This window comes from Sphingomonas taxi (assembly GCF_000764535.1).
GTDB lineage: Bacteria > Pseudomonadota > Alphaproteobacteria > Sphingomonadales > Sphingomonadaceae > Sphingomonas > Sphingomonas taxi.
In genome coordinates this window covers 419,900-445,363 of record NZ_CP009571.1, presented here as the reverse complement: position 1 = coordinate 445,363, position 25,464 = coordinate 419,900, and the positions used below count along the sequence as shown (strand labels likewise).

The following is a 25,464-nucleotide window of genomic DNA, read 5'->3' as shown; positions in this document are numbered from 1 at the left end:
GACGACAGCCCAAGGTTCCGGGGAGGAATGGAGGTCGGCGTCAGAATTTGTAGGTGACGCCGATATAATAATCGCGGCCATAGCGCTGGTAATCGATCACCTGGCGCGGATCGTCGTTCTGATAGGTGATGAACGGACGATCGGTGAGGTTCTTCGCCTGCGCGAGGATCGAGAAGCCGCGGAGGAAGCCCTCCTGGAATTCATAGCCGATCTGCGCGTCGAGGATGCCTTCCGACTTGGCGGTGCGATAGGTAGGCGACGCCGAGAGGCCGGCGACCTCGGCGAGGAAGTCCGAGCGGTAGCGATAGTTGGCGCGCGCCTGGAAGCCCCATTTCTCGAAGTAGATCGTGCCGCTGCCGGTCCACTTGGACAGGCCGGGCAAGGTGATCGCCTGCGTCGGGTTGCTGGCGAACTTGATCGTCGACTGCGTGTAATTGCCGCTGGCGAAGATGCCGAAGCCGTCCAGTGCGCTGGTGATCGCCTTGAACGGCAGCGAGACGGTCGCCTCGACGCCGAGCACCTCGCCGCGACCGGTGTTGGCCGGTGCGCTGACGTTGCCGATCGTCTGGCCGGCAGCGATGACCTGCGCCTGCTGCGCCGCGGTTAGCGCCGGCAGCAGCGCCGAGAAATCGTAGGCGTAGCTGTTGTTCGGATCGACGAAGTCGGTGAGGTGCTTGAAATAGCCCGACAGCGCGACATAGCCGCCGGCGTCGAAATATTTCTCCAGCGACAGGTCGATGTTGGTCGACTGATAGGGCCGCAGCGCGACGTTGCCGCCGGTCGAGCTGAACACCGGGAACAGCCCCGCCGGGGTACGACCGATGTTGGTGAGGTTGATCCCCACGTCCTGCGTGACGCGCTCCTGGTCGAGGCGCGGACGCACCATCGTCTGCGATGCGCCGAGCTTGACGTAGCCGTTGTCGACCAGCTCGACCGAGAAGGTCGCCGAGGGCAGGACGTTGGTGTATTTTTCGGTCTGGTCGGCCGGGGCGACGGTGACCACGCCGTTGACGACGCTGGCGATCTGGCCGACCGACCGTTGTTCGGAGCGGACCACCTGCACGCCGAGCGCACCCTTGACCGCCTTGCCGCCGAGGTCGCCGTCGAGGCTCAGTTTGGCATAGCCGGTATAGACGTCCTCGATGACGCGATTGTCGCGGACCAGCGACGACGGCCGGTTGTCATAAGCGGCGTTGAGCGCATTGTTGTACACGTAAAGCGGGTCGTAGGTCAGCATCGCCGGGACGCCGAGATAATCGAGCGGGATGTTGGTGCCGAGCAACGCCTCGGTCGGCACCGCGGCGCTGGTCGGCGTGCCGCTCGCGACGGTGCAGCCGGTGCCGGCGCCCCGCGGGCAGAGGAAATAGGAGGTATAGGCGCTGGTCTTCTCGCGCCGGCTGTAATTGCCGCCGACCTCCCAGCTGCGCACGAGGCTGCCCTCGAACTCGCCGTTGAGGCTGGCGCGAAGCGACTTGAGATCGTCCTTGAACTTGGGCTGGTTGAGGAAGCCCGACTGGACCACTGCCTGCGTGCCGTTGTTGCCCCAGCCCTGCGGATCGGTGAGGCGCAGGATGTTGGTGTTGGTATAATCGAGCGTCGGCACGATCCGGTAGGTGCCGTTGGCATTCTGCGTGACGGTCACCGTGTCGGCGACGCCGCTCTTGGCGAAGCCGGTGCCGGTGTTGGTCTCGAGCAGGAAGTCGGTGCGCGTCGCGCGGCTCCAGCTCGCATCGACGTTGAAGTGGAGGCGCTCGCCGAGCTTGATGTCGTTGTTCCAGCCGAGCGACAGATTCTCTGCCTTGCGCTGGTTATAGTCGTTGCGCTGGACCGCGAAGACGTTGCTGAACGTCGTCGTCGTCGCGAAGCCGTTGTTGACGGTGATGCCGCTGCGCACCGGATCGGAGAAGCCGAGCGGGAATTCGATGCCGCGCAGCCGCTGCGTTTCCTCGAAGTTGGAATAGAGCGCGTCAAAGGTCGAGTGGAACACCTCGGACGGCTGCCATTCGATCGTGCCGACCGCGCCGTAGCGCTTCAGCTCGTTCGACTGGACATAGGGCTTGGCGCCGCCGAGGATGAACGGGTCGGCGGCGGTGCCGGTGCCCGGATAGCCCCAGGCATTGTAGCGTTCGTCCTGCGACGGCGTCTGCGTCCCCGATACGCCGATCGCGATGCCGAGCGTGTCGCCCGCGAATTTGTCGATATAGGTCGCCGAGGCGCGATAGCCGTAGCGCGACGAATCCGGGTTGAGATTGTCGATGCCGTTCATCTGGCCGCGCGCGTTGATCGCGAAGACGCGGCCCGATTGTTCGAGCGGACGCAGCATGCGCAAATCGACGGTGCCCGAGATGCCCGCCGCGATCAGCGACGCGTCGGCGGACTTGTAGACGTTGACGTTGCGGAAGAATTCCGAGGGATATTGATCGTATTCGACGCCGCGGTTGTCACCGACGGTCACCTGTTCGCGGCCGTTGAGCAGCGTCGTCGAGAAATCGGGGCCGAGGCCGCGGATCGACAGGCGCTGGTCGCGCCCCTCGAGCCGCTGCGCAGTGACGCCGGGCAGACGCGCGAGCGAATCGGCGATCGAGACGTCGGGCAGCTTGCCGACGTCCTCGGCCGAGACGCTGTCGACGATCAGCGTCGAGTTGCGCTTGATCTTCGCGGAATTGGCGAGGCTGGCGCGGATGCCGGTGACGACGATCTCGCCACTGTCGGTGGCGGCGTCCTCGACGGTCTGCGTCTGTGCCGCCTCCTGATTGGGGGTCGGCTCGGCGGCGGGGGCCGGCGCCTGCACCGTCGCCGCGGCGGGCGGATTGGCGGTGGGCGACTGCGGGTTGGGCGCTTCCTGCGCGAAGGCGGCACCGCCGGTGACCAGCAGCACGCTGGCGATGGCGACGGTGCTGGAGCACAGCGCGATACGAGCGCGGCGCGTGTATAGAGACTCGGTCTGGGACACGAAGAAATCCTCCCCCTGGTGGCGTCATGCCCCCACCCGCTCCATCGCGGATGATCAGCTGACTGGTTGCCCGGCTTGTGAACGCGGGGGGATTAGGAGCCAAGTCGGCCACATACGTATTCACGGAGCGGCAGGCGCGCCGTGCTTTTCGTGCAACGTCAGATCATTAAGTGCGTGGCGTCGAGGAAGGTGTTGACGGTGAGCCGCCCGGTCGCCGGATCGGGATCGAAGGCGAGGTCCACCGGCAGATCGGCGCAGTGCAGCGTGTTCGATCGATAGAGGATCGCGCGATTGAACCGCCCCTCGTGCACCGCCAGCCGCTCGAACACCGGCGTGTCGCCCGCGATATAGCCGGCCGCGGGCAGGCCGTCGCGTCGCAGGTCGGCGTCGAGCGCGGCGCGATACGGGTCGAGCCGCGTCGCGTCGATCGACTCGAAACCGGTGCTGCGATGCCGGTAGAAGGCGGTGCCGCTGCGCTCGTCCGGCGACAGATAGTGGAGCAGCGCGAGCCGCGTCGGCGAGACTTCGTCGAAATGCGGCAGGCGCTGGATCGGCGCGAGCGCCGCCGGCGGCGTGGTGACGATCGAATAGAAGGCATCGGCGATCGCCAGCCCGCCGACGCCGAACGCCGCCTGTGCGACGGGCTCGAGCCGGGCGAGCAGATCGCGCAGCATCCGCGGTGAGACCGGGGCGCGGATGCCGGGATAATGGGACCCGATCGGCGCGAACGACAGGAAGGCGGCATCGTCGCGGAAGCGCGCGGCATCGGCGAAACCGTCGATGACGACGACGGGCTGCGCCTCGGCGCCGTGGTGGGTGATCGAAACCGTCCAGTCCATCGCCGGCGATGTCGGGCATGAGCGCGAAAAATGCAATCGCGGGACCCGCAAGGAAGTATATCCCGACTTCTGCTATTGCGTCGCAGCATCTATGATGAAAAGGCGACGGGATCAACGGAGGCGATGCCATGACGGAGCCGGTCTACACCCTGTACGACGTTCGCGATTACCCGATCGTGCGCTTCGTCGGCGAGGCGACGGAAGGCTATGCGACGCGCTGGTGCGCGGAAATGGATCGGTTGCTCGCCGATGGCGGGCGGTTCGTGCTGATCTATCCGCCGCGCCGCCAGGAGGAGGCACATGCCGACCGCGTCGCCCGCGGCCAGTGGCTCAAACACAATAAGACGGCCTTGGCCGAGCGCTGCCTCGCGGTGATCGCGATCGAGCCCGATGCCGCGCGGCGGGCGGAGATGGAGGCGATGTACCCCAATCTCGTCAAGGCGTTCGGTACGCCGCAGGCCGTACGCGCCACGGCCGCCGAGGCCGAACGGCTCGCGCGCCACCTGCTGGCCGGCGGCGGGCTGTCCGACGGGGTGTGAGCGCAACGCCGCCGGACGGGGATGAGGGATCATGGTCGATGTCGGCGGACGGGCTGACGCGCCGATCCACAATGCCGGCTGGATCGCCTACGAGCCGATTGCGGCGATCCGCGAGGCGGCGTTCGACCGGATGATGGCGTATTGCGGTCAAGGCGTCGCTGTAGCTGGCGCAGTCGGCGGGCAAGCCGCCGCGCGAGCGCCGCCCCCGCCCGTCAGGACCGCAGACCCTCGACCAGCGTCAGGTCGACGTCGGGGATCATCCCTTCCAGCACCGCCCAATAGCCCGACACCGCATCCTGCCCGGCGGTCTGGTATGCCTGCGACATCTTGATCCGCACCGCCTCGAACAGGTCGTTCTCCATCCGCGCGCCCTCTTCGGTCAGGCGCAGCAGACGCTGGCGGCGGTCGCGTTCGCCCGGACGGGTCTCGACCAACTTGCGGTCGGTTAGTTCGTTGAGTACGCGGCCCAAGGACTGTTTGGTGATCGCGAGCAATCCCAGCAACTCGCTGACCGTCAGGTCGGGTTTGCGCGCGATGAAATACAGTGCACGATGATGCGCGCGGCCCAATCCCTGTGCTGCGAGCCCCTGATCGACGGAGCGGGTGAGATGGCTATGGCCAAAATACAGCAGTTCCATGCCGCGACGCAATTCGGGCTCGCGGAGAAACTGGGCGGAAGCGGAGGGAGCTGTGGCAGCCATGTTGACCAGTTTAGCCCCCGCCCGTACGCGTCCGCAACCCCTGATGCCTGAGAGAAATCGATGACCCGTGTTTCCACGGCCGCCGCGCCGACCTTCCGTTTCGATCGCAGCGCGACCCCGGTCGAGGCCAATGAGCGCGCCGCGCGGCTGGTCGACCCGGGCTTCGGCCGCGTCTTCACCGATCATATGGCGGTGATCCGCTACACTGAGGCGGAGGGCTGGCACGACGCCAAGATCACCGCCCGCGCGCCGATCACCGTCGATCCGTCGACTGCGGTGTTGCATTATGCGCAGGAAATCTTCGAGGGGCTCAAGGCCTATCGGCTCGACGACGGCGGCACCGCGCTGTTCCGGCCCGACGCCAATGCGCGCCGCTTCAACAACAGCGCGCGCCGGCTCGCGATGCCCGAGCTGCCCGAGGAACTGTTCCTACAATCGTGCCGGCAGCTCGTCGCCACCGAGCGCGACTGGTTTCCGCAGATCGAGGGCGGCGCGCTTTACCTGCGTCCCTTCATGTTCGCGAGCGAGGCGTTCCTCGGCGTCAAACCGTCGTCCGACTATCTCTATATGGTGATCGCCTCGTCGGTCGGCGCCTATTGGAAGGGCGGCGCACGCGCCGTGTCGATCTGGGTCAGCCAGGATTATACCCGCGCCGCGCCCGGTGGCACCGGCGAGGCGAAATGCGGCGGCAATTATGCCGCCAGCCTGCTCGCCCAGTCCGAGGCGATCCGTCAGGGTTGCGACCAGGTCGTCTTCCTCGACGCGGTCGAGCGCCGCTGGGTCGAGGAACTGGGCGGCATGAACGTCTTCTTCGTGTTCGACGACGGTTCGATGGTGACGCCGCCGCTGACCGGCACGATCCTGCCCGGCATCACCCGCGATTCGATCATCCGCATCGCGCGCGACCAGGGGATCGAGGTGCGCGAGGAGCTGTACGGCATCGACCAGTGGCGTGCCGATGCGGCGAGCGGTCGCCTGACCGAGGCGTTCGCCTGCGGGACCGCCGCGGTGGTGACGCCGATCGGCGAGGTCGCCGGTGTCGACGGCCGATTCACGATCGGCGGTGGCGGCACCGGTCAGCTCACGCAGCGGATGCTCGACGCGCTGTCGGCGATCCAGCGCGGTCGCGCGGCCGACCCGCACGGCTGGTTGCAGCGGCTCGACTGATTTCGTCGGGGCGGCCCGAAAAGTCGTACCGGCGGGGCTTTCCAACCCCGTCGACACGGCTATAAGGCCGCCTCCTCGTTGGGGCGTCGCCAAGTGGTAAGGCAGCGGCTTTTGGTGCCGCCATCCGCAGGTTCGAATCCTGCCGCCCCAGCCAGGATCCAGACACATCGACCTCGATGCGCCGGTCGCGGCGGCCTAGTCCCGCGCTGCCGCCGCCATGGCGCGGTTGCGCGCCGCGGACGCCGCCAACGTCTCGGTCAGCAGGGTGACGAGGCGATCGTCGCGGTCAAGAACGTTGAGGCCTTCGCGGGTCGAGCCGCCCGGACTGGCGACACGATCAGCGAGTGTCGCGGGGCTGACGTCGGCCTCTGCGGCCATCGTCGCCGAACCGGCGAGCGTCGCCAGCGCGAGCCGCGCCGCCTGATCCTGCGACAGGCCCAAAGCCGCACCCGCCTGCGCGAGCGCATCGGCGAAACGGAAGACGAAGCCGGGGCCACAACCGGCGAGCGCGGTGACGTCGTCGAACTGCGCTTCGCCGGCGATCCATTCGACGAGGCCGAGCGGCCGCATCCATTCGGTCAGCTCGGCACGTGTCGCATCGTCGGCGGCGGTGGAGAAGAGCGCGACGACGCCCTGCCCGATCGCGACCGGCAGGTTCGGCATCGCACGCACCACCGCGCCCGCCTTGCAGAGCGTGGCGAGCGTCGCCTCCTCCACACCGGCAAGAATCGACACCAGCACGCGGGGCGCATGATCGGCGAGCGGCCCGTCACGCAACAGGCCCAATTGCTGCGGCTTGAGCCCGAGCAGGATGACGTCGAACGCCCCCTCCCCCGCGTCGGGGATCGCCGGGACGACGCGGACGCCATCGGGCATCGCGCGACCGCTGGGGCTGACGACGGTGACGTCGGCAGGCGACAGGCCGGCGGCGAGCCAACGGCGGAGCATGGCGCCGCCCATGTTGCCGGCACCGACCATCAGCAGCCGCATCAGGCCTCGCCCTGCGTCTCGATCAGCGCGGCGGCGAGCGCCTCCTTGGGGGTCTTGCCGCCCCACAGCACGAACTGGAACACCGGATAGAAGCGCTCGCACTCCTCGATCGCCGATTCGACGAGCAATTCGGTGGCGCCGAGCGACATCGTCCCCTCCTCCTCGCCGTCGATCATCGCGGCATGGCGGTAGAGCAGCACGCCCGAGGACGACCAGAGCTCGAAATGGCCGATCCACAATTGCTCGTTGACCAGGCCGATCGCCTCATAGACCGCGGCGCGGCGATCGTCGGTGACCTTGATGTCGGGAAAGGCGAGGAATTGCAGGACGCTGTCGTCCTCGCGCCAGAGCGCGCGCAATTCGTAGCTGGTCCAGCTGCCCTTCACCGTCGCGACGATCTCGTCGTCGTGACGCTCATGCTCCCAGCCATGCGCGGCATAATAGGCCTCGAGCATGTCGATGGGGGCGTCGGGTTCGGATTCGTGTTCAGCGTGGTCGAGCATCGTTACGCCTCTATCGCACGACAAGGCTGCCGAGGCAAAAACGCCCAGGCAACCCCATCGTGGACAACACTGTCGATAAAGCTGTGGAAAAGTCGATCAGGCGGTGGGGACCGGATCGGCAGACGGCGTCGGGGTGGCGCCGAGCCGCGCTTCCAGCGCATCGAGCCGCGCCTTGAGCGCATCGTTTTCGTCGCGCGCGGCGACGGCCATCGCCTTCACCACCTCGAACTCGTCGCGGCTGACGAAGTCGAGACCGCCGATCCACTCGCGCGCGCGTGCCCGCGCGCCCGATTCGGCCTCGCGGCCGACGCCGGCCAGAGTGCCGGCGGCGCCGTTCACCAGCTTCACCAGATCGTCGAACAGGCGGTTGTCGGATTGCATATCGAAGGGTCCCGGAAAAGCGATGCTACGTGTCAGAGCATCTGGGACGTATGCGCCGCCGGCACAAGGGTTTCGGCATCGGGGTTGAGCTGGCCGATCCGCCAGGTCAGGACGCCGGCGAAGCTGATCCAGATCAGATAAGGCACCATCAGCCACGCGGCGAGCGGGCGGATGCGGCCGAACAGCACGGTGGTGATCGTCGCTACGATCAGGATCGCGACGATGACCAGCAATGCGGCGCCGACCTGATGCATCCCGAAGAACAGCGGCGTCCATGCGAGGTTGAGGACGAACTGGACGGCGAAGGCAGCCAGAGCCAGTCCCCGCCCGCGCGCGCCACGCGCATGGAGGATCATCGCCACCGCAAGGCCGAGCAGGATGTAGAGCGAGGTCCATGCGACCGGGAAGACCCAGCCCGGCGGGGTCAGCGCCGGCTTCTGCAACGCGACGTACCAGCCGTTGTCGGCACCCGCCGGCACCGCCCGTCCGGAGGCGAAGCCGAGCAACAGGATCAGCGGTACGGTAAAGATGGCCCAGCGCAGGAAAGACACCCGCAACTGCCCCTTGGAAGCGATGCCCCCCACCCGATGCTCCTCAACAGCGTTCACGCCTGCTTTGCCGCGCCGCGCAGCCTTCGTAAAGCACCCGTATCGGTGATCGTTCCCATTGTAGATCAATCGCGTATCGCGGCGACCAAATATTCCACATTGCCCTCCGGCCCGGTGATCGGGCTCTCGACGACACCGACCGCAGGCCAGCCTTCCGCCGACAGCCATGCGACGACCTCGTCGCAGACACGGGTTCGGACTGCCGGATCGCGGATCACCCCGCCCTTGCCGACCTCGGTCCGCCCCGCCTCGAACTGCGGCTTGATCAGCGCGAGCAGTCGCGCGCCCGGCCGGGCGAAGCCCATCGGCCGTTCCAACACCTTGGCAAGACCGATGAAACTGGCGTCGCAGACGATCAGGTCGACGGGCTCCGGGATATGCGCGTCGGTAAGAATGCGGGCGCTGGTCTGTTCGTGGACGATGACGCGCGGATCCTGACGCAGCTTCCACGCGAGCTGGTTGGTGCCGCTGTCGACGGCATAGACGCGCGCCGCGCCGCGGCTGAGCAGCACGTCGGTGAAGCCGCCGGTCGAGGATCCGACGTCGATCGCCACCGCATCGGTGACGGCCCAACCGAAATGGTCCAGTCCGTGCGCCAGCTTGATGCCGCCGCGCGATACCCAGGGATGATCGCGCCCACGCACGTCGAGCGCGACGTCGTCGGGGAACGCCTGTCCCGGCTTGTCGACCTTGCGCGTGCCGGCGAACACGAGCCCCGCCATGATCAGCGCCTGCGCACGCGTCCGCGATTCCGCAAGGCCGCGATCGACGAGCATCTGGTCCGCACGGGTCTTTGCCATGACGCGCGCCCTAGCGCGGAAATGGCGCGCGCGTCACCCCGCATGCGCAGGTCCTTCGCTCCGACGCTCGCCGCCTTCGATTGGGCGCATCGGCAATTGCCTAGTGGAACAGTAGGATTATCTTCGTGGTTGTGCTGGTGTGGAAGGACGGAGGATCCGAACCCCGGCCCGACACGCCCTTTCACACGGAGGGAGATGCAGCCATGACCGGATTTTCCAGTTTCGAAAGCGTGCAACCGACCATCCTGACCGTGCCGGGCCTCGGCGGCTCCGGGCCGTCGCACTGGCAAACGTTGTGGGAGGATTCGCGGCCCGACACGCTGCGCGTCGAGCTCGGCATGTGGAACACGCCGCATCGCAACGCCTGGGTGACCAAGCTCGACCAGGCGATTTCCCGCGCCGAGGCGCCGGTGATCCTCGCCGCACACAGCCTCGGCTGCCTCGCGGTGGCGTGGTGGGCGGAGCTGAGCCCGCAGCCTTATGGCTGGCCGGTCGCCGGGGCATTGCTGGTGGCACCCGCCGATGTGGATCGGCCCGGCGCGCCCGACGAATTGCGCGGCTTCGCGCCGACGCCGCGCACCCCCCTGCCCTTCCCGTCGATCCTCGTCGCGTCGAGCGACGATCCGTGGATCGGCATCGACCGCGCGCACAGCCTCGCCGCGCAATGGGGCAGTCATTTCATCGATGCCGGGCCGCAGGGGCATCTCAACGCCGCCAGCGGCATCGGCTGGTGGGAAGAGGGGCAGGAGTTGCTCAACCGGGTGATCGCCGCGGGCACCGACAGCCGCGGCCGCGCGCGCCCGGCGAGCGACGCGCGTTCGATCCTCGCGATCAACGCCACCGAGGCGGCGCAGGCGCATTATCTCGGCCGGTGAGCGGCCGCGTCAGGCGGGCGCGAAGGGGTTCACGATCCTGACGCGTCCGTCGATGAAGAGGCCGTGGTGCATGTCTTCGGAATAGAGAATGTCGCACCCGGCGATGACGGCTGCCGCCGCGATCATCCCGTCGTAGACGGACAGGGTGTAGCGTTCGGCGAGATGTATCCCGAGCCGATGGAGGTCGATCGTAACCGGCATGACCGGACGGCTCAATTGCACAATGATCGCAAGGGGGTCGGCGATCTCCGCCCAAGTCATGCGGAGTTTGCGCCGGGCGACGAACGCACATTCATTCAAGCACTGAACGCTGATTACGCAACCCGCGCGAATAAGACGCATCGCCTCGGGCTGTCGATGATCGTCAGCGGTAAAGCCGTAAAGAAGGACATTCGTATCGAGAAAGCCGGCGCTCACCGGGAGTTCGCTTCCTCGCGATCGAATTTAAAACCGGGCGGCAACGGTCTCGCCAGAGACTTCATTCGTGCAACGAGGGCGTCCTTCTCGGCTTCGGACAAGTCGCACGACATTTCTTCGATCTTCCCAATCGTTACGTCGTCGCCTTCATGCAAGTCGAGAGCCGCAACCAGATCGGCCGGCACCCGGACTACATACCCGTCAGGAGATCTCGTCAGCTTCATACCCGACTTATAGCAGATCAGCTGCCCGGATGCGAAACATCTCCCTCCCGCTCCTGCTCGCGCCCCTTGGCCGTCGCCGCCTTCATCGCGCGGTAGAGGCGGACGTTGAGGCCGATCAGCACTACCAGCGCGAGGCCGGTGATGACGACGACCGCGGTCCACCCCTTCATGCGCGCGCGCCCTCGGTCACCTCGGTGCTGTTGTGACGCAAAGTCTTAAGTACGGTCTGGACGATATGGTCGGCGTCGAGGCCCGCTTCGGCATATTGCTTCTCGGGCTTGTCCTGATCCTGGAAGACGTCGGGCAGGCGCATCGTGCGCAGCTTGAGCCCGCCGTCGATCAGCCCCTCGTCGCTCGCCAGCGTCAGCACATGCGCGCCGAAGCCGCCGACTGCATTCTCCTCGATCGTCACCGCCACCTCATGCGTGGTCAGCAGCCGGCGGATCAGCGCCTCGTCGAGCGGCTTGGCGAAGCGCAGGTCGGCGACGGTGGTCGACAGCCCCTTGGCCTCGAGCACCTCGGCGGCCTTGAGCGCCTCCTCCAGCCGGGTGCCGAGCGACAGGATCGCGACGGTCTTGCCCTCGCGGACGATGCGACCCTTGCCGATCTCGAGGCGTTGCGGCACCTCGGGCAAGTCGACGCCGACGCCGTTGCCGCGTGGGTAGCGCAGCGCGATCGGACCGCTGTCGTGCAGCGCTGCGGTATGTGTCATATGGACCAGCTCGGCCTCGTCCGCCGCCGCCATCACGACGAAATTGGGCAAGGTGGCGAGATAGGTGACGTCGAACGAGCCGGCATGCGTCGCGCCGTCGGCGCCGACCAGCCCGGCGCGGTCGATTGCGAAGCGCACCGGCAGGTTCTGGATGGCGACGTCGTGGACGACCTGGTCATAGGCGCGCTGGAGGAAGGTCGAATAGATCGCGCAGAACGGCCGCATCCCCTGCGCGGCGAGACCCGCGGCGAAGGTCACCGCATGCTGTTCGGCGATGCCGACGTCGAAGGCGCGATCGGGGAACGCCTTGGCGAAACGATCGACGCCGGTGCCCGAGGGCATCGCCGCGGTGATCGCCACGATCGTCGGGTCGCGCTCGCCTTCCTTGATCAAGGCATCGCCGAAGACGTTCTGATATTGCGGCGGTCCCGGTGGCGCCTTGGCCTGCGCGCCGGTGATGACGTCGAACTTCTGGACGCCGTGATATTTGTCCGCCGCCGCCTCGGCCGGGCCATAGCCCTTGCCCTTCTTGGTGACGACATGGACGAGGATCGGCCCTTCCTCGGCGTCGCGGACATTCTCGAGCACCGGGATGAGATGGTCGAGATTGTGGCCGTCGATCGGGCCGACGTAATAGAAGCCGAGCTCCTCGAACAAGGTGCCGCCCATCGTCATGCCGCGGGCGAATTCGTCGGTCTTGCGCGCGGCGGCGTAGAAGGGCCGCGGCAAACGACGCGCGAACTTGCGCAGGATGTCGCGGACGCCGAGGAATTCGCGGCTCGACACGATGCGCGAAAGATAGGCCGACAGGCCGCCGACCGGCGGCGCGATCGACATGTCATTGTCGTTGAGGATGACGACCAGCCGGTTGCCCGCCTGTTCGGCGTTGTTCATCGCCTCATAGGCCATGCCGGCGGACATCGAGCCGTCGCCGATCACCGCGATGCCGCGGCCCGGGGTGCCGGCGAGCTTGTTCGCCACCGCGAAACCGAGCGCCGCCGAGATCGAGGTCGAGCTGTGCGCGGCGCCGAACGGGTCGTATTCGCTCTCGCTGCGCTTGGTGAAGCCGCTGAGCCCGCCGCCCTGACGCAGCGTGCGGATTCGGTCGCGACGGCCGGTCAGGATCTTGTGCGGATAGCATTGGTGGCCGACGTCCCACACCAGCCGGTCGCGCGGCGTGTCGAAGACGTAATGGATCGCGGTGGTCAGCTCGACGACGCCGAGCCCCGAACCGAGGTGGCCGCCGGTCGATCCGACCGCCGAGATCGTCTCCTGCCGCAGTTCGTCGGCCAGCTGGCGCAACTGCTCGGGAGGGAGTTTTCGCAGCTCTTCCGGTGTGTTGACGGTATCGAGCAGCGGCGTTTCGGGTAATTCGGCCATCGGACCCGTCTACGCGCTTGTACGATGGGTGTCGATTGTCGGCGCGCGCAACGTCAGGCGCAGTCGGCGCATTTGCCGCGCACCTCGATCACCGGACGAATTGGTGCAAAACCAACGGCTTGCGCGGCACTCCTGACACCACGCGTGACCGTGTCGTCGTCGAGATGCACCGTTTGTCCACACGAATCGCACACCAGAAAGATACAATCGTGCAGGCAATCGGGATGCGCATTGGCCACGTAAGCGTTTGAGCTTTCGACCTTCCGCGCGAGATTGGACGCCACGAAGACGTCGAGGATGCGGTAGATGCTGTTCGCGGCGACGCGGCGGCCCTCGCTCTTCGACATCGCCTCCGCGATATCATAGGCGCTGGCCGGCTTGGTGAAACCGACGAGCGCGGCGAAGACGTTGGCACGCATCTGCGTCCATTGCTCGCCGGACTTCTCCAGCGTCGCGCGCGCGGCCTTGGTGAGGTCTGCGCCCTGCGGCTCGTGGTGATCGTGATGCGCGTGCGCTGCCATAACGGGGACTTAGGTGGCGTCGACCGCGATCACAAGCGGCGTCAGATGACGGCGCGGCGGTTGAGATCGTGGCCGAACGCGAGCAACCCGACGCCGATCACCGTCCACAAGGTCTCGGCACCGCCGCCTTCGTGCGGCAGGGTCATCGCACCGGCCATGATCCCGAGGCCGAAGGCGCCCATCGACGCGGGCATGACATAGCCGTGCTCCAGAACGCCGCGGCCGAGCGCGACCGCACCGAGGAAGATGGCGATCGTCAGGCCGATCTCGTGGAAGATCGGGTTGAGCAGGAGCCCGCCCGCCGCCGACAGCATCGCCAGCAGCACCGCGCTCGCGAGGCAATGGACGACGCACAGGCCGGACAGCGCGATCGCGGCGCGATCGAGCCAAGCCCAGCCGAAGCGGCGTACAATATGCGTCCCGTGCGTCATTGCTGCCGACCATCTAGGCCGGTTGCTGCAAGGTTACAATATCACATGGCGCATTCGGCAGCGATTTTCTTGCGGTCTTTCATCGACAAGCCGGCAGCCCCGCGGCCACCGGCGGGCCGCGGTCAGCTGGCGGCGAGCGACGGCATGTCGTTGCCGGGATGAACCAGCGCGAGCTGCGCGGCTCGCGCGTCGCGGATCGGGCCGGCGGTGGGCTTGGCATCGAGCTTGAACCCGTCGACATCCTGCGCCAGCGCATCCGCCTCGGCGGCGAGTTCGCGCGCCGCCGCGGTCGCCTGTTCGACCATCGCCGCATTCTGCTGGGTCATGCCGTCCATCTCGCCGACCGCGACGTTGACCTGGCTGAGCCCCCTCGCCTGCTGCTCCGACGAGCGGGCGATGCCGGAGACGAGATCGCTGACCTCGCCGATCCGCACGAAGATGCTGTCGAGCGTGCGCCCGGTATCGGTGACGAGGCCGACGCCGTCCTGCACCAGCGCCCCCGAGGCGAGGATGCGGCCCTTGACGTCGCGCGCCGCATCCGCCGACCGCTGCGCCAGCGCCCGCACCTCGGAGGCGACGACCGCGAAGCCGCGTCCCGCGTCGCCGGCGCGTGCCGCCTCGACGCCGGCGTTGAGCGCGAGCAGATTGGTCTGGAAGGCGATGCCGTCGATCACCGAGATGATCTCCGATATCTCGTTCGACGAACGCTCGATCGCGCCCATCGCCTCGACGGCGCGACGCACGATCCCCCCCGATTCCTCGGTCTCGCGACGGACGTTTCCGACGATCGTGTCGGTCCGGTTGGCGCCGCTCGCCGCCTCGCTCACCGCCGAGGTGATCTCGTGGATCGCCGCCGCGGTCTGTTCGAGCGCCGCCGCCTGCTGCTCGGTGCGCAACGACAGGTCGTCCGAGGCGCTGCGCAGCTCGACCGTCGCGACCTTCACCCGCGTGGCGGACTCGGCGACCCGGCTGAGCGTCTGCGACAAACGCTCCATCGCGGCATCGAACGAACGCGCCAGTTCGCGATACTCGTCGGGCAGCGCGTCGCCGATCCGGTAGCTCAGGTCACCGCTGCCGAGTTCACCCAGCGCCTTGGTCAGTTCGCGAACGACGGCGTCCTGTTTGCGCGCGTTGGTGACCTGCGCCTGCGCCGCGACCCGGAACACCTCGACCGCGGCGACCATCGTGCCGATCTCGTCGGCCCGATCGCCGCCGGCAAGACGCAGGCTAAGGTCGCCATCCGCCATGCGGCGCATCGCGTTGGCGGTATCGCCGACCGGCCTCAGCACGCGACGGAGCAGATAGGCGAGCGCCGCTGCGGTCAGTGCGATGAGAATGAGGCCGATCAGCGCCAGCAATGCGATCGTCCTGGCGAGCTGACGCTGGCCGTGCTCGGCGAGCGTCTGCTGGACCTTGGCGGTGGCGATCACGAGTTGGTTGATATGCTGCCGATGGGTCGTATAGAGCGTCGCGAGCCGCGCGTAGCTGGCCTGCATCGCCGCGGCGTCGCCACGTTCCACCGCGGCCATCAGGACGCGGTCGAGCTCGCTCCAGAACAGCTCGGCGTCATGTGCCGCGCGATCGAGCGGCTGGCGGATCGACGGCTCCGACAGCGACGACGCCTTCCAGCGGGCGACGCTGGCGCGAAAGGCCTGTTCGGCCCGGGCGAGCGACGCACGCCGGCGGGGCAGCGACGCCGGATCGCGCGCGAGCAGCGTCGCGTCGAGGAAGGGTTCGATGACATAGGCGGGGGGCGGCAGGATGTCCGCGTCGAGGTCGCTGATCTCCTGATTCTGACGCGCGATCGGGCCGCCGACCCGGATCGTATCGATGCCGAAACCGGCGACGACACCGCAGAATAGCACCAGCGCGATCGCCGATAGTCCTGCGATCCGGCATTTTTCCTGAATAGTCATACGATTGATCCGCCCACCCCGACGTACTTCACTCGGCATCGCTTCGTCCTATTGCTAGTATAGTTGGGCCGAAGCCTCGGCGTGTCGACAAACCGCATTGCGCGGATATCGACGATCGCGGGGCCAAATCTCGATCAAGGGAAGCGGAAGCGTTCGTCATCGATCATCGGAATTGTCTCAATTACTTGGGCGGGTGGGGCGAGCGCGACGGGCAATGCGGCACGACGCAGCGTCCTTTAGAAAAACTCCCTCGCCACCCCGTTGCGGGCCGCTCATGGTCGGGCGCATGAATGGACCATGGCATTGAGGACGGTAGGCGAGCTGAGCGCGCGCCATCGTGGGTTGCTGTTCGCGCTGGTCATCACCGCGGGGGTGCTCAACCTCGTCGATCGCCAGATCATCGCGGTGCTCAAGCCGACGATCGCCGCCGAACTTGGCTGGAGCGACGACGACTATGGCACGCTCGCCGCCTGGTTCCAGACCGGTGCGGCGATCGGCTTCCTGTTCAGCGGCTGGATCGCGGACCGGCTCGGCGTCAAATGGGCCAATCCGGCGGGCGTGGCGGCGTGGAGCGTCGCGGCGCTGCTGCACGGCTGGGCGATGACGATCGGGCAGTTCACCGCGGTGCGGATCGCGCTCGGCGCGACCGAGGCGATGGGGACGCCGACCGGCGCCAAGACGGTCGCCGCGGTGCTGTCGCCGCGCTGGCGGTCGACCGGCTTCGGCGCGACCAACGCGGCGAGCAGCCTCGGCGCGATCCTCGCCCCGCTGGCGATCCCCGCGGTGGCGCTGGCGTTCGGCTGGCGCGGGACGTTCGTCGCCGCCGGACTGTTCGGGCTGATATGGGCGGGCGGCTGGCTGATCGCGGCACGCGGCGTGCGCTTCACGCCGCACCGGCCCGCCACGGCGACGCCGCTGGCGGCGCTCGACGGCCCGATCCTGCGCGATTCCCGGACCTGGGCGGTGGCGGGCGCCAAGATCCTGTCGGACGCGACCTGGTGGCTGCTGCTATTCTGGCTACCCGATTTCTTCCATCGCCAGTTCGGCCTGTCGGGGGTCGCGCTCGGCGTGCCGCTCGCCATCGCTTATGGCGGCGCGGCGGTGGGGTCGCTGGTCGGCGGCAGCGTGTCGACGCGGCTGCTCGGCAAGGGGGTTGCGGTGAACCGCGTGCGCAAGGGTATCATGCTGGTCGCGGCGCTGGCGGTGGTGCCGATCCCCTTCGCGCTGCTCATCCACGATTATCCGCTGGCGATCGCGCTGATGGCGCTGGCGCTCGCCGGGCATCAGGCCTTCTCGACCAATTTGTTCGCGTTGATCGCCGACATCGTGCCGCAGCGCCGGGTCGGGCGGGTGACCGCCTTCGGATCGTTCTGCGGCAATGTCGGCGGCATCGGCATCGCCAAGGTCGCCGGACTAACGCTGGCGGCGGGGCTCGGCTATCTGCCGCTGCTGCTGTTCGCGAGCGTCGCCTATCTCGCCGCGCTCGGCTGGATCCAGTTGCTGCTGCCGCATTTGCAGCCGCTGGCGGAGGGTACGGACGGGGACGCGGTATAAAGGCGTGCTGTCGGGGGCCACGATGCTTCTTTATACCCCAGCGCGCAGAGGGATAATAAGGTCGCGCGATCAAAGGGGATTTCGATGAACGCCAACCGTTTGTTCGCGCTGCTCGCCACCACCTGCCTGTCCGCCGCCATGCCGGCCTTCGCCCAGGACGCGCCCCCGCCCGTGACCGCAACCGATGCGCCGGGGGACACGCAGGACGGCGAGATCGTCGTCACCGCGCGTTTCCGTAACGAAAGCCTCCAGCAGGTGCCGATCGCGATCACCGCGATCAGCGGCAGTTCGCTCGCCGAGCGGCAGTTGAACACGGTCGAGACGATCAGCGCGGCGATCCCCTCGGTCGGTTTCCGCAGCGGCGCGTCGAACAAGGACCGGACGATCTTCATCCGCGGCATCGGCACGATCACCACGTCCCCCGGCGTCGAGCCATCGGTGTCGACCGTGCTCGACGGCGTCGTGCTGACCCGACCGGGCCAGTCGACGCTCGATCTCGGCGAGGTCGAGCGGATCGAGGTGCTGCGCGGGCCGCAGGGAACGTTGTTCGGCAAGAACGCTTCGGCGGGCGTCGTCAACATCGTCACGCGCAACCCGACCGACGACTTCCACGCCTTCGGCGAAGCGGGCGCGACGACCGATCAAGACTATCGCATCAAGGCGGGCGTGTCGGGCGCGATCGTGCCGGGCAAGCTCCAGGCGCTGATCGGCGGGCTCTACAGCGATTTCGACGGCAACACCCGCAATGCGACCACCGGCAACGACACCAACGGCTCGCGCCGTTACGGCGTGCGCGGCAAATTGGTCGCGACCCCGGTCGATGCGCTCAAGCTGACGCTGATCGGCGATTACCTCAATACCTATGAGACGGTCGCGCCGGTCTATGCCTCGACGCGCCAGGTCGCCTACCCCACCGGGATCGTCAGCGTCTCGGCGCCGCTCGCCGCGGTGCTCGCCAATGCCGGGGTGCGGCCATCGGCCGGCAATCGGGTCGCGGCGACGAATATCGACACCAACGTCCGCGACGAAAATTACGGCGGCTCGCTGACCGCCGAACTGGCGATCGGCGAGTATCGCGTCACCTCGATCACCGCGTGGCGGCAGTGGCTCAACCACCAGCAGCAGGATTACGACGGCCTGCCGACGCTCACCGCCGCCTTTCCGCAGGGGATCGACGACGGCCGCGTCGACAGCGAGCAATTCTCGCAGGAGCTGCGCCTCGCCTCGCCGCGCGGTGGACTGATCGACTATGTCGTCGGCGCTTACTACCTCCACGCCAAGACCGACGAGGTCTACGCGCGGACGCTGACGAGCCTTGCCGGCACGGTGCAGACGACGACCAACGGCGTCGCCGACTATGGCATCACCGACGACAATTATGCGCTGTTCGGCGAGGCCAACATCAACTTCACCAAGGCGTTCCGCGGGATCGCCGGCTATCGCTCGACCTGGGACGATCTGTCCTTCTATCATCTGCGCACCTCGTCGGCCGATCCGACCAACAGCGGCGCGCCGGCGCTCGATCGCCCCGGCATCCGCGCCTATCACCGGGCGCAGGGCAGCACCGACCGGCGCGGCGACAGCTATCGCCTCGGCCTGCAACTCGACCTCGGCGCTCGTGCGCAGACCTATTTCACCTATTCGCGGGGCTACAAGGGGCCGGCCTACAACGTCTATTTCAACATGCGCTCGCTCAACGCGACCACCCCGCTCGACGAACTGCCGCTGAGCCCGGAAACGTCCAACTCGTTCGAGATCGGCCTGAAGGGCAGCACCGCCGATCGCGCGCTGAGCTACAGCCTCGCCGCCTATACGACGACGTTCGACGGCTATCAGGCGAATTTCGCCGACGTGGTCAATGGCGCGCAGGTGACGCGGCTGATCAACGCCGGTTCGGTCCGCTCGCGCGGCGTCGAGGCGGACGTGACGCTGCGACCGGCCAAGGGCTTCACCGTCGATCTGTCGGGCGCTTATACCGATGCCAAGGTGCGCGACTTCCTCTGCCCGCCGGGTGCGCCGGTGAGCTGCAACGTCGACGGACAGCCGCTGCCCTATGCGCCGCGCGTCAAATTGTACGAGAATGCCGCCTATCGCTTCGCGCTGTCGGACGCCCTGGCGTTCGAACTGCAGAGCGACGTGACGTTCAGCAGCAAGGTGCAATATTCGCTGAGCGAGACCGCCAACACGATCCAGCCGGCCTATGCGATCTGGAACGCCAGCGTCGCGCTGGTCCGCCCTGCCGACGGCTGGCAGCTGCGGGCCTATGTCAAGAACATCACCGATACGTCCTACGCCAGCTTCCTCGCGCCGGGGACGTTCGCCGGAACGGTCCGCTTCGTCCCCCGCGACGACCGCCGTTACGGCGGACTGCTGCTGCGCAAGGATTTCTGAGCGAGGGGATAGCGATCACGGCCCCTCGCCCCGCGGCGGGCCGGAGATCCGGGACAAGGGATCAACGTTGCCACCCCCGCCTCTCGACATCCAGGCTGACATAAATGGTGCGGGTGGTCGGGCTCGAACCGACACTCCTTGCGGAACGGGATTTTGAGTCCCGCGCGTCTACCAATTTCACCACACCCGCACGGAGCCGCTTACTCAACCCGCATTCGCAGCGCCTGAAGGCACCGCAAGTAACCGGAACGGCTCTGCTCGTCACCCGGAGCGATCACCGGACAGCGTCCGCGAACCGGACCCCGGTGACGAGGCAAAGGCCGGTAGCCAATTGGCGAAGGGATCGCAAGCGTCTTGGATTAGCACCACGAGTCCGTTATGCTAATCCATGTCGTTGCGGACAGGTCGCCAGCCGTGCTGGATTGCCGCTCCGCTTCAAGATGGTGCTGACAGCATGATGGTCGAGCAGGATAATTTGGAGCAGCAGCTGGTGCGCGCGCTGCAACAGGCCGACGCCACGGGGGATTGCCTCATCGCCGCGCTGCTCAGCCAGTGCCTCGATCTGATGCATCATCGCGCTGCGTCTTCCGAACGGATCGCCGCGGTCAATTGATCGGGGCACGCCGGCGATAGCTCAGCGCCTCGGCGATGTGGACGCGATTTACGGTTCCCGCGTCGGCGAGATCGGCGATCGTCCGGGCGACACGCAGGATGCGGGTATAGCCGCGCGCCGACAGGCGCATCGCCTCCGCCGCCTGGGCGAGCAGGCGACGCCCGGCTTCCTCCGGCGTGGCGATGCGGTCGAGCAGCGCGCCATCGGCCTCGGCGTTGGTGCGGATCGCTTCGTGCGCATAGCGTTCGCTTTGGATCGCGCGGGCGGCGGCGACCCGTTTGGCGACGTCCGCCGAGCCTTCCACCGGGGGCGGCAGGATCAGATCGGTCGCGGTCACGGCGGCGACCTCGACGTGCAGGTCGATCCGGTCGAGCAGTGGTCCTGACACCCTCGCCTGATAATCGGCGGCGCAGCGCGGCGCGCGTGCACAGGCGAGGCTCGCATCGCCGAGATGCCCGCAGCGGCACGGGTTCATCGCCGCGATGAGTTGCACGCGCGCCGGAAAGGTGACGTGCGCGTTGGCACGCGCCACGCTGACCACGCCGGCTTCCAGCGGCTGACGCAGCGAATCGAGCACCGCGCGCTGGAATTCGGGCAGCTCGTCGAGGAACAGCACGCCGAGATGCGCGAGACTGACCTCGCCCGGCTTCACCTTGAGGCCGCCGCCGGTCAGCGCCGCCATCGAGGCGCTGTGATGCGGACTGCGGAACGGTCGGTTGCGGGTCAGCCGCCCGCCGGCGAGCGTGCCGGCGACCGACTGGACCATGGACACTTCGAGCGCCTCCGCGGCGTCGAGCGGTGGCAGGATGCCGGGCAGGCACGACGCCATCAGCGACTTGCCCGCCCCCGGCGGGCCGATCATCAGTAGATTGTGGCCACCGGCGGCGGCGATCTCCAGCGCGCGCTTGGCGACCTCCTGCCCCTTCACCTGGCGCAGGTCCGGACCGTGGCCGATCGGCTCGACCTCGCTGGCAGGCGGTGCGGCGAGCAGGCCGTGGCCCTTGAAATGGTTGATGAGCGCGAGGAGGTCGGGCGCGGCAAGCACCTCGATCGATCCGGCCCAGGCTGCCTCTGCCCCCTGCGCCGCGGGGCAGACCAGCCCCCTGCCCTCGGCGCTGGCGTGGATCGCGGCGAGCAGCACGCCCGGCGACGGCGCGATCCGGCCGTCGAGGCCGAGTTCGCCGACGACGACATAATCGGCGAGATGCTCGACATCGATCACCGCCATCGCCCCCAACAAGGCGAGCGCGATCGGCAGGTCGAAGTGCGAGCCCTCCTTGGGCAGATCGGCGGGCGACAGATTGACGACGATCCGCTTGGGCGGCAGCGCCAGGCCGAGTGCGGAGATCGCCGCCCGAACGCGTTCGCGGCTCTCCGCCACCGCCTTGTCACCGAGGCCGACGACGTAGAAGGCAGGCACGCCCGGGATGAGCTGCACCTGCACCTCGACCCCGCGCGCCTCCAGCCCGAGATACGCCACCGTCTGGACGATCGCCGCCATGTCTTGCCCCTTCGTCTCCACCATAGCGGCGTTCGGGCACGATCGGTGCGGATGCGACGATCGTAGCCGTCTTGTCAGGATAACACACACTGCCTATCTCGACCGGCATGACGCATCGAAACCCTGCCCTTGCGTTGACTTCCGCGCCCCGTCTGGCTAAGCGCGCCCCATCAAGGCCGTCCGCGTGGCGGCCCTTTTCTATTCAGACGATCAGGGAATGAATCATGAAGCGGACCTTTCAGCCGAGCAATCTGGTGCGTGCACGTCGCCACGGCTTCCGCGCCCGGATGGCGACGGTCGGCGGCCGTGCGGTGATCCACGCGCGCCGCGCGCGTGGCCGCAAGAAGCTGTCGGCGTAAGTCCGGTGCCGGACGTCGGTCCTGCCGACGTCCGGGCTCCCGTCGGCGCAGCCGACATGCAGGTGACCGTCGGCGCAGCCGACATACGGGCGACGGCCGGCGCAGCCGACATCCGCACGATGACGCTACGCCGTGACTTCCTCGCGGCCAATGCGGGCAAACGCGCACCGATGCCGGGCTTCGTCCTGTTGGTGCACGATCGCAAGGACGGCGATCCGGCGATTCGCGTCGGCTTCACCGTCACCAAGAAAATCGGCAACGCCGTCGTCCGGAACCGTTTGAAACGGCGGTTGCGGGCGTTGGCGCGCGAGCTGTTGCCGGAGGGCGGCATCCGTGGCGCCGATCACGTGCTGATCGGCCGCGACGGCGGCATCGAGCGCGACCATGCCCTCCTGAAGGCCGAGTTCGGCAAGGCGCTGGGCAAGATCGCTCGCGGTGAAGATTCGCCGTCACGGCCGCGCGGGCCACGCAAGCCACGCCGATGATCGCGCAGCTTCTCATATGGATAGCGCGTGGCTGGCAATTGGGGCCGTCGGTAATCCTGCCGTCCTCGTGCCGCTATCAACCCTCCTGTTCGGCCTATGCAATCACTGCGCTTCGCCGCTATGGCGCCGCCAAGGGCGGATGGCTGGCGGCGAAGCGGATTGCGCGTTGCCATCCCTGGGGCGGGTACGGACCCGATCCCGTCCCTTGAGCTACGGGGCTGTATTTTGAACAAAGAACGCCAGAATTTCATCCTGTTCGCGGTCTTCGCGGCGGTGATCCTGTTTGCCTGGCCGCTGATCCAGGGCAAGTTCTTCCCCGTGGCCAATCCGCCGGTGACGAAGATCGTCAACGGCAAGTCGGTGCCGGTGACGACCAAGACCGCCGATCCCACCGCCGACGCGCCCGCCGCGACGCGCAGCCGCCAGGCGGTGCTGGGCGAAAGCCCGCGCGTGCGCATCCAGACGCCGACCTTGCAGGGCTCGATCAACCTCAAGGGCGCACGCATCGATGACCTCGTGCTGGTCAAATATAAGGAAACGATCGCCAAGGATTCGCCGCCGATTCGGCTGCTGTCGCCCGCCGGCGCGCCCGAGGCCTATTTCGCCGGCTTCGGCTGGCGCGACGACGGCCTCAAGCCACCCGCCGCGGATGCGGTGTGGACCGCCTCGTCGCCGCTGCTCGCGCCGGGTCGGCCGGTCACGCTGACCGCCGGCAATGCGACCGGCCAGCGTTTCGCGATCGAATTGTCGGTCGACGATCAATATATGTTCACCGTCCGGCAGACGGTGCAGAACGGCGGCGCCGCGCCGGTGCCGGTCGCGCCTTACGGTTATGTCAACCGCGTCGGCGTGTCGAAGGACCCCGGCACGTGGCAGATCCACACCGGCCCGATGTCGGTCCATGGCGGCGGCGCCGATTACGGCACCAAGTTCAAGGACCTCGACAAGGCGCCCGAGAAGTTCACGACGACTGGCGGCTGGCTCGGCTTCACCGACAAATATTGGCTGACCGCGCTCGTCCCCGATCAGGCGGCGCAGTTCGACGGCCAGTTCCGCGCCGGCGCCAACACCGCCTATCAGGCCGATTATGCCTTCGCGCCCAAGCTGCTGCCCGCCGGCCGCGCGCTGACCCAGACCAGCCGCTTCTTCGCCGGCGCCAAGGAAGTGAAGGCGCTTCAGCATTACGAGAATGACGCCGGCGTCGCCAAGCTCGACAAGGCGATCGACTGGGGCTGGTTCGAGATCGTCGAGAAGCCGATCTTCACCTATCTCGACTGGCTGTTCCGCATGATCGGCAATTTTGGCGTCGCGATCATCCTGCTGACGGTGACGATCCGCGGCCTGATGTTCCCGATCGCGCAGCGCCAGTTCGCCAGCATGGCGAAGATGCGTGCGATCCAGCCGAAGATGAAGGCGATCCAGGAGCGCTACAAGGACGACAAGCCGCGCATGCAGCAGGAGGTGATGGCGCTCTACAAGACGGAGAAGGTCAATCCCGTCGCGGGCTGCCTGCCGACCCTGCTCCAGATCCCTATCTTCTACGCGCTGTACAAGGTGCTGATGCTGACGATCGAGATGCGCCACCAGCCGTTCGTCGCGTGGATCAAGGATCTGTCCGCGCCCGATCCGCTGACGCCGCTCAACCTGTTCGGCTATCTACACTTCACCCCGCCGCACATGATCGCGATCGGCGTCGTGCCGATCATTCTCGGCATCTCGATGTACTTCCAGTTCAAGCTGAACCCGGCGCCGATGGACGATACGCAGAAGCAGGTGTTCGCAATCATCCCCTGGGTGCTGATGTTCGTGATGGCGAGCTATCCGGTCGGCCTGCAGGTCTATTGGATCGCCTCGAACTTCCTCGCGATCCTCCAGCAGCGCGTGCTCTATGCCCGCCACCCCGATCTCAAGATCGCGGCCGCCAAGTGAGCGAGGATGTCGTCATCCCCGAGGACGAGGGTTTCTCGGCCGAGCTGATCGAGCAGGCGCGCAAGACCTTCGCGGGTCCGGTGAGCTTCCTCAAATCGGCGCCCGCGCTCGAACATCTGCCCGCGCCGGTGGTGCCCGAGGTCGCGTTCGCCGGGCGTTCGAACGTCGGCAAATCGTCCCTGCTCAACGCGCTGACCGGGCGCAACGGGCTCGCGCGCACGTCGAACACGCCGGGGCGGACGCAGGAGCTCAACTTCTTCGACGTCGGCCTGCCGCTGGCATTCCGGCTGGTCGACATGCCCGGCTATGGCTTCGCCAAGGCGCCCAAGGATGTCGTCAGGAAATGGCGCTTCCTGGTCAACGACTTCTTGCGCGGGCGCGATACGTTGAAGCGCGCGCTGGTGCTGATCGATTCGCGCCACGGCGTGAAGGACGTGGATCGCGAGATCCTCGAGATGCTCGACAAGGCGGCGGTCAGCTATCGCCTCGTCCTCACCAAGGCGGACAAGGTCAAGGCGACCGAACTCGCCGACGTGATGGACAGCGTCGCGGCCGAGGCGCGCAAGCGGCCGGCGGCGCATCCCGATATCCTCGCGACGTCGAGCGAGGGCGGTATGGGCATCGCCGAACTGCGCGCGGCGGTGCTGGAAGCGGTGGGCTGATCGGCTCTCGCTG

27 protein-coding genes and 2 tRNA genes are annotated in these 25,464 nt (G+C 67.2%); 12 read left to right on the top strand and 17 right to left on the bottom strand.

What is annotated here, in order from left to right; translation table 11 throughout:
• Positions 1-40: 40 nt before the first annotated feature.
• The gene (locus tag MC45_RS01975; RefSeq protein ID WP_038658866.1) at positions 41-2,953 is read right to left on the bottom strand and encodes a TonB-dependent receptor; all 2,913 of its coding nucleotides are present in this window, start codon (positions 2,951-2,953) and stop codon (positions 41-43) included.
• Positions 2,954-3,111: 158 nt separating this feature from the next.
• Complete coding sequence (locus MC45_RS01970) at positions 3,112-3,792, bottom strand: DUF6445 family protein (protein WP_038658864.1); 681 nt, start codon at positions 3,790-3,792, stop codon at positions 3,112-3,114.
• Between the two features lie 128 nt (positions 3,793-3,920).
• Here MC45_RS01970 and MC45_RS01965 point away from each other — a divergent pair, with 128 nt between their 5' ends.
• Entirely contained in the window at positions 3,921-4,331 is a 411-nt protein-coding gene (locus tag MC45_RS01965; protein WP_038658861.1) for a hypothetical protein, read from the top strand.
• Positions 4,332-4,543: 212 nt separating this feature from the next.
• Here the strand turns inward: MC45_RS01965 and MC45_RS01960 are convergent, their stop codons facing one another.
• Positions 4,544-5,032 (bottom strand): MarR family transcriptional regulator, encoded by a 489-nt coding sequence (locus tag MC45_RS01960; RefSeq protein WP_038658858.1) that lies wholly within the window; start codon positions 5,030-5,032, stop codon positions 4,544-4,546.
• A gap of 60 nt (positions 5,033-5,092) precedes the next feature.
• On the opposite strand from MC45_RS01960, the gene MC45_RS01955 reads away from it, so the two are divergent.
• Together MC45_RS01955 and MC45_RS01950 are read left to right on the top strand one after the other, a co-directional pair.
• Positions 5,093-6,199 (top strand): branched-chain amino acid aminotransferase, encoded by a 1,107-nt coding sequence (locus MC45_RS01955; protein WP_038658854.1) that lies wholly within the window; start codon positions 5,093-5,095, stop codon positions 6,197-6,199.
• 79 nt (positions 6,200-6,278) lie between these two features.
• A tRNA-Gln gene (locus tag MC45_RS01950) sits at positions 6,279-6,353 on the top strand.
• A gap of 41 nt (positions 6,354-6,394) precedes the next feature.
• Here MC45_RS01950 and MC45_RS01945 read toward each other — a convergent pair.
• From MC45_RS01945 to MC45_RS01925, 5 genes are all read right to left on the bottom strand, one after another.
• Entirely contained in the window at positions 6,395-7,189 is a 795-nt protein-coding gene (locus MC45_RS01945; RefSeq protein ID WP_038658851.1) for a pyrroline-5-carboxylate reductase family protein, read from the bottom strand.
• Positions 7,189-7,692, bottom strand: a complete 504-nt coding sequence (locus MC45_RS01940; RefSeq protein ID WP_038658848.1) for a type III secretion system chaperone family protein — start codon at positions 7,690-7,692, stop codon at positions 7,189-7,191. The genes MC45_RS01945 and MC45_RS01940 overlap by 1 nt, the downstream gene beginning before the upstream one ends.
• 96 nt (positions 7,693-7,788) lie before the next feature.
• Complete coding sequence (locus tag MC45_RS01935) at positions 7,789-8,073, bottom strand: accessory factor UbiK family protein (RefSeq protein ID WP_038658846.1); 285 nt, start codon at positions 8,071-8,073, stop codon at positions 7,789-7,791.
• Positions 8,074-8,105: 32 nt separating this feature from the next.
• The gene (locus MC45_RS01930; protein ID WP_169742514.1) at positions 8,106-8,657 is read right to left on the bottom strand and encodes a TspO/MBR family protein; all 552 of its coding nucleotides are present in this window, start codon (positions 8,655-8,657) and stop codon (positions 8,106-8,108) included.
• Positions 8,658-8,746: 89 nt separating this feature from the next.
• Complete coding sequence (locus MC45_RS01925; RefSeq protein WP_038658844.1) at positions 8,747-9,481, bottom strand: TlyA family RNA methyltransferase; 735 nt, start codon at positions 9,479-9,481, stop codon at positions 8,747-8,749.
• Positions 9,482-9,684: 203 nt separating this feature from the next.
• Between MC45_RS01925 and MC45_RS01920 the strand changes: the two genes are divergently transcribed.
• A complete protein-coding gene (locus MC45_RS01920; RefSeq protein ID WP_038658841.1) occupies positions 9,685-10,356 on the top strand; it encodes an RBBP9/YdeN family alpha/beta hydrolase in 672 nt (223 codons plus the stop codon).
• A 9-nt stretch (positions 10,357-10,365) separates the two neighbouring features.
• Here the strand turns inward: MC45_RS01920 and MC45_RS01915 are convergent, their stop codons facing one another.
• The 7 genes from MC45_RS01915 to MC45_RS19735 all read right to left on the bottom strand — a co-directional run bounded on the left by MC45_RS01915 (position 10,366) and on the right by MC45_RS19735 (position 15,957).
• Positions 10,366-10,773 carry a PIN domain-containing protein gene (locus MC45_RS01915; protein ID WP_038658838.1) on the bottom strand — a complete coding sequence of 136 codons (408 nt, stop codon included), beginning with the start codon at positions 10,771-10,773 and terminating at the stop codon, positions 10,366-10,368.
• Positions 10,770-10,958 carry a hypothetical protein gene (locus MC45_RS01910; protein WP_245640816.1) on the bottom strand — a complete coding sequence of 63 codons (189 nt, stop codon included), beginning with the start codon at positions 10,956-10,958 and terminating at the stop codon, positions 10,770-10,772. Before MC45_RS01910 ends, MC45_RS01915 begins: the two co-directional genes overlap by 4 nt.
• 56 nt (positions 10,959-11,014) lie before the next feature.
• Complete coding sequence (locus MC45_RS19470; RefSeq protein WP_169742513.1) at positions 11,015-11,167, bottom strand: hypothetical protein; 153 nt, start codon at positions 11,165-11,167, stop codon at positions 11,015-11,017.
• On the bottom strand, positions 11,164-13,089 hold the full coding sequence (gene dxs / locus MC45_RS01905; RefSeq protein WP_038658832.1) for a 1-deoxy-D-xylulose-5-phosphate synthase: 1,926 nt from the start codon (positions 13,087-13,089) through the stop codon (positions 11,164-11,166). Before dxs ends, MC45_RS19470 begins: the two co-directional genes overlap by 4 nt.
• 53 nt (positions 13,090-13,142) lie before the next feature.
• Positions 13,143-13,610: a Fur family transcriptional regulator gene (locus MC45_RS01900; protein WP_038658829.1), complete on the bottom strand. Its 468-nt coding sequence runs from the start codon at positions 13,608-13,610 to the stop codon at positions 13,143-13,145.
• Positions 13,611-13,651: 41 nt separating this feature from the next.
• A complete protein-coding gene (locus MC45_RS01895) occupies positions 13,652-14,041 on the bottom strand; it encodes a MerC domain-containing protein (RefSeq protein ID WP_038658827.1) in 390 nt (129 codons plus the stop codon).
• Between the two features lie 122 nt (positions 14,042-14,163).
• A complete protein-coding gene (locus tag MC45_RS19735; RefSeq protein WP_052075473.1) occupies positions 14,164-15,957 on the bottom strand; it encodes a methyl-accepting chemotaxis protein in 1,794 nt (597 codons plus the stop codon).
• A 297-nt stretch (positions 15,958-16,254) separates the two neighbouring features.
• On the opposite strand from MC45_RS19735, the gene MC45_RS01885 reads away from it, so the two are divergent.
• Together MC45_RS01885 and MC45_RS01880 are read left to right on the top strand one after the other, a co-directional pair.
• Positions 16,255-17,511 carry an MFS transporter gene (locus MC45_RS01885; RefSeq protein WP_038658823.1) on the top strand — a complete coding sequence of 419 codons (1,257 nt, stop codon included), beginning with the start codon at positions 16,255-16,257 and terminating at the stop codon, positions 17,509-17,511.
• 84 nt (positions 17,512-17,595) lie between these two features.
• Positions 17,596-19,902 carry a TonB-dependent receptor gene (locus MC45_RS01880; protein ID WP_038658821.1) on the top strand — a complete coding sequence of 769 codons (2,307 nt, stop codon included), beginning with the start codon at positions 17,596-17,598 and terminating at the stop codon, positions 19,900-19,902.
• A 105-nt stretch (positions 19,903-20,007) separates the two neighbouring features.
• Here the strand turns inward: MC45_RS01880 and MC45_RS01875 are convergent.
• Positions 20,008-20,092: transfer RNA gene (locus tag MC45_RS01875), tRNA-Leu, on the bottom strand.
• A 264-nt stretch (positions 20,093-20,356) separates the two neighbouring features.
• Between MC45_RS01875 and MC45_RS19180 the strand changes: the two genes are divergently transcribed.
• The gene (locus MC45_RS19180) at positions 20,357-20,515 is read left to right on the top strand and encodes a hypothetical protein (protein ID WP_156143756.1); all 159 of its coding nucleotides are present in this window, start codon (positions 20,357-20,359) and stop codon (positions 20,513-20,515) included.
• On the opposite strand, the gene MC45_RS01870 is transcribed toward MC45_RS19180, so the two are convergent.
• Positions 20,508-22,016, bottom strand: a complete 1,509-nt coding sequence (locus MC45_RS01870) for a YifB family Mg chelatase-like AAA ATPase (RefSeq protein WP_038666224.1) — start codon at positions 22,014-22,016, stop codon at positions 20,508-20,510. The genes MC45_RS19180 and MC45_RS01870 overlap by 8 nt on opposite strands.
• A 224-nt stretch (positions 22,017-22,240) precedes the next feature.
• On the opposite strand from MC45_RS01870, the gene rpmH reads away from it, so the two are divergent.
• From rpmH to yihA, 5 genes are read left to right on the top strand one after another with little or no spacing between them, the layout of a single operon-like run.
• Positions 22,241-22,375 (top strand): 50S ribosomal protein L34, encoded by a 135-nt coding sequence (rpmH, locus tag MC45_RS01865; RefSeq protein ID WP_031393806.1) that lies wholly within the window; start codon positions 22,241-22,243, stop codon positions 22,373-22,375.
• A 56-nt stretch (positions 22,376-22,431) separates the two neighbouring features.
• The gene (gene rnpA, locus MC45_RS01860; RefSeq protein ID WP_425423992.1) at positions 22,432-22,860 is read left to right on the top strand and encodes a ribonuclease P protein component; all 429 of its coding nucleotides are present in this window, start codon (positions 22,432-22,434) and stop codon (positions 22,858-22,860) included.
• The gene (yidD, locus tag MC45_RS18805) at positions 22,857-23,069 is read left to right on the top strand and encodes a membrane protein insertion efficiency factor YidD (RefSeq protein WP_081974295.1); all 213 of its coding nucleotides are present in this window, start codon (positions 22,857-22,859) and stop codon (positions 23,067-23,069) included. Before rnpA ends, yidD begins: the two co-directional genes overlap by 4 nt.
• Positions 23,070-23,085: 16 nt before the next feature.
• Entirely contained in the window at positions 23,086-24,789 is a 1,704-nt protein-coding gene (yidC, locus tag MC45_RS01855) for a membrane protein insertase YidC (RefSeq protein ID WP_038658816.1), read from the top strand.
• Complete coding sequence (gene yihA / locus MC45_RS01850) at positions 24,786-25,451, top strand: ribosome biogenesis GTP-binding protein YihA/YsxC (protein ID WP_052075471.1); 666 nt, start codon at positions 24,786-24,788, stop codon at positions 25,449-25,451. The genes yidC and yihA overlap by 4 nt, the downstream gene beginning before the upstream one ends.
• The last annotated feature ends 13 nt before the right edge of the window (positions 25,452-25,464 follow it).